The organism is Chamaesiphon sp. OTE_20_metabat_361, from assembly GCF_031364565.1.
In genome coordinates this window covers 1-3106 of record NZ_JANLWO010000537.1, presented here as the reverse complement: position 1 = coordinate 3106, position 3106 = coordinate 1, and the positions used below count along the sequence as shown (strand labels likewise).

Sequence of the window (3106 nt, the reverse complement as noted above, 5' to 3'; positions counted from 1 at the left end):
CTGTTCCATTAATGCTATTTTTCAGGATGGAACATTTAAGAATATTAACGTGTCGATTGGTGATGAAGAAGATATTCTCGAGCAAGTAGACAATAGTGGATCTGGCGAAATAGTTGAGAGATATAACAAAAGGATGGAGAGAGATCTACTCAGGAATGACGAAGAAAAATATCTGGGATTGATGAAAATAAGTACAAGCAATAGCATTTCTGTTGTGTTTATTTCTTTTTCAAGAAATCGTGAAGTTATTTTTACAGTACGCCCTCATGAATCCGTTAATGACTTATATATTCAGAATGCTTTATTTGTGTCTTCAAATCAGAGAGATTCGACTATCGAATTAACACTAGAATTTGATAAAGCAAGATTAGAAGATCGAGATGATGATGTTCTGAAAGCATTTCAGATAGTAGATAGCTCAATTGTCACGGTAGAAAGCTTTAGCATTCCCGAACCTACGATTTACTTAAAACGTAAAGGTGAAAAGAGATTACCTTTGTCTCTATTTGGTGATGCCATGAATCGGATTGCCGAAATTATCCTAAAAATCATTAATAATCAAGATAGTATTCTTCTAATCGATGAGATTGAAAATGGTATTCATCACTCAAATCAAACTGCATTTTGGGACTTTTTATATAAATTAGCAGAGCAGTTGAACGTACAGATCTTTGCCACTACTCATAGCTTGGAGATGACAGAGGCTTTTATAAAAGCAGGACTAGATCGACCAGATTCAGCAGCTCATTTTGAATTGACTCGACATGAAAAAACTAATAGAATAGTTGCTATTAATCGAGATTTAGAAACCTTAGAATATGCGATCGATCGTCACAAAGAGGTAAGAGGTGGGGCGTAATATTTTAATCGTTGAAAGTAATAACGATAAATATTTCTTTCAGTCAGTCATCAAACATCTTAATTATAATATCAAAGTAGAATCTCCGATTTTTGCTGATGAAGATTATCGACCGCTAGAGGGATTAGATTCAAGCAAGCTCACCAAAGCACTAAAAGATCTCAAAGCCGATATCCAAAAAGAAGATATCGATCGAGTGGGGATTATTATTGATATCGATCTACATTCAGAAGCCGATCGAATCAAATTTATTCATGATTGTCTGGTTAAGGTATTTCCCAAAGCAGCACTACTCGATCGAGTCAATCAGTTTATCGAGCTAAATTTTGATGATTATCAAATTCAGCTCGCTTGTTATTTTACCAATGTTGACGGAAAAGGAGAACTGGAAACAGTTTTAAAATTAATTAAAAGTCAAGATTCAACTCATGCTGATTGCTTGCAAAGCTGGCGAGAATGCTTAACGCGCAATAGCAAACAAATCACCGATAAAAGTTTTGACAAGTTATGGATTGCTAACTATGTTCGCTATGATACTTCTACAAAGGATGACAAAAAAGATGCCGCAAAAAAGCTGACACTCAACTATGCTCTAGAAAACAAATCTTTTATTTGGAATCTAAATCATCCAGCCCTTGATGATTTAAAAGCATTTTTTCGGCTATTTCACAATCCTGTTTAATGCGACATTATTACTCTCTACAATGAAATAAGATATCGAATTAGAGTAGTCGATCGAGTGCCCGATCTTCCTTGATTTTATTGACGATCTGTTTGATTTCTTGGGTGCGATCTTTGGCGACAATTAGGGTGACATCACCATCGCGGACGACGACGACATCTTCTAAACCGATCGTGACTACGACTTCCTCCGGATTGCTGGCATAAAGTACCGCTCCGTGGGTATCGATACAGACATGATTGGCTAATTCTACGTTAATATTATCTCCTTTGAGGAGTCGCTCGATCGCGTTCCAATCGCCTAAGTCATCCCACCCAAAATCAGCGGGAATTACATAGGTTAATTTGGTCTTTTCCATCAAGGCGTAATCGATACTGATCTTAGGTAATGTCGGATAAATACTGACACCTTTATCGATTAGTAATTGCATCAATTCTGGCGCATATAACTTCAATTCACCGATCGCGGTTTTGGCTTTGAAAATAAAGATTCCGCTATTCCAGGTATAGTCGCCACTAGTAATAAAATCTTTGGCGGTGGAGAGATCGGGCTTTTCCGTAAATCGCAGGGCGTGATATGTTTTTAACTGCCCGTAATCCCCGCTATCTGCACCCTGCTGAATATAACCATAGCCGATCGAGGGGAAAGTAGGCGTGATGCCGAGGGTAACGATCGCGTCCTTAGTATCCGCTAATGCTACCGCCGCCGCGATCGTCTTGGCAAATGCCTCCACATCCTTAATCCAGGCATCGGCGGGAAAAAAGCCAATTACCACATCGTCCCCATACCGTTTGGCTACTTCCAAACTCGCCCACGCTACCGCTGCTGCCGTATCTCGACCCTCTGGTTCGGCGAGTAGATTTGCCGCTGGCAGGCTGGGTAATTGCTCCTGAACGCCCGTTTCGAGCAGTTTTGATGTAATTACCCAAATATCATCCCAACTACCCACGATCGGTAGCAGTCGGTTAGCTGTAGCTTGGATCAGGCTTTCACCACTACCATCGAGACAGAGAAATTGTTTGGGGCGATGTTTGCGGCTCAGCGGCCAAAACCGTTCTCCTTTACCGCCAGCCAGAATTACAGGGACAAATTTTGGTTGCATGGGATCGATTTAGAGGTAGCTAAATTTTAGTTGCGGACGTGCGTAATTAATTTACACTACCACGACAATTGAGCTTGTGAAGCACTCAGATTCATGTAGGGTACCCACGCTACCGCATACTGATAAGTTATTTGAGTTGCTGCGTAGATTTTTACCCCACCCCAGCCCTCCCCTTATAAAAGGGAGGGAGTAAGAAAAAGCCTCCCCTTATAAAGGGGGGGTTGGGGGGGTAAGCCCATTTTTAAACGAAGTATATAGATACTAGGTGTAGGCTATTACAGATAATCCTGAATGCTAAATCTAAGCAGGATTAACTTGTGGTTGACGGTGCAGAAGATTAATCACGGCGGCTTTTTCGAGCAGTCCAACTAAGATGCCATCGCTATCGGTGACACTGAGCGTCGTCACTTTTTTAGCTTCTAATTGCTCGATCGCTTGCAATAATGGTCGATCGCTGATGATA

Annotated in this window: 3 protein-coding genes; 2 read left to right on the top strand and 1 reads right to left on the bottom strand. The window is 40.7% G+C overall.

All coding sequences use genetic code 11. The annotated features are described in order from the left end of the window. Positions 1 to 859: AAA family ATPase (locus tag RMO35_RS15450; RefSeq protein ID WP_309742215.1), on the top strand; the 859-nt coding region annotated here is incomplete at its 5' end. Next, positions 849 to 1541, top strand: coding sequence for a DUF3226 domain-containing protein (locus tag RMO35_RS15445; protein ID WP_309742214.1), 693 nt, complete (start codon positions 849 to 851; stop codon positions 1539 to 1541). The genes RMO35_RS15450 and RMO35_RS15445, both read left to right, overlap by 11 nt. A 40-nt stretch (positions 1542 to 1581) precedes the next feature. On the opposite strand, the gene RMO35_RS15440 is transcribed toward RMO35_RS15445, so the two are convergent. Then, positions 1582 to 2643 (bottom strand): mannose-1-phosphate guanylyltransferase, encoded by a 1062-nt coding sequence (locus tag RMO35_RS15440; RefSeq protein ID WP_309742213.1) that lies wholly within the window; start codon positions 2641 to 2643, stop codon positions 1582 to 1584. Positions 2644 to 3106 lie beyond the last annotated feature (463 nt).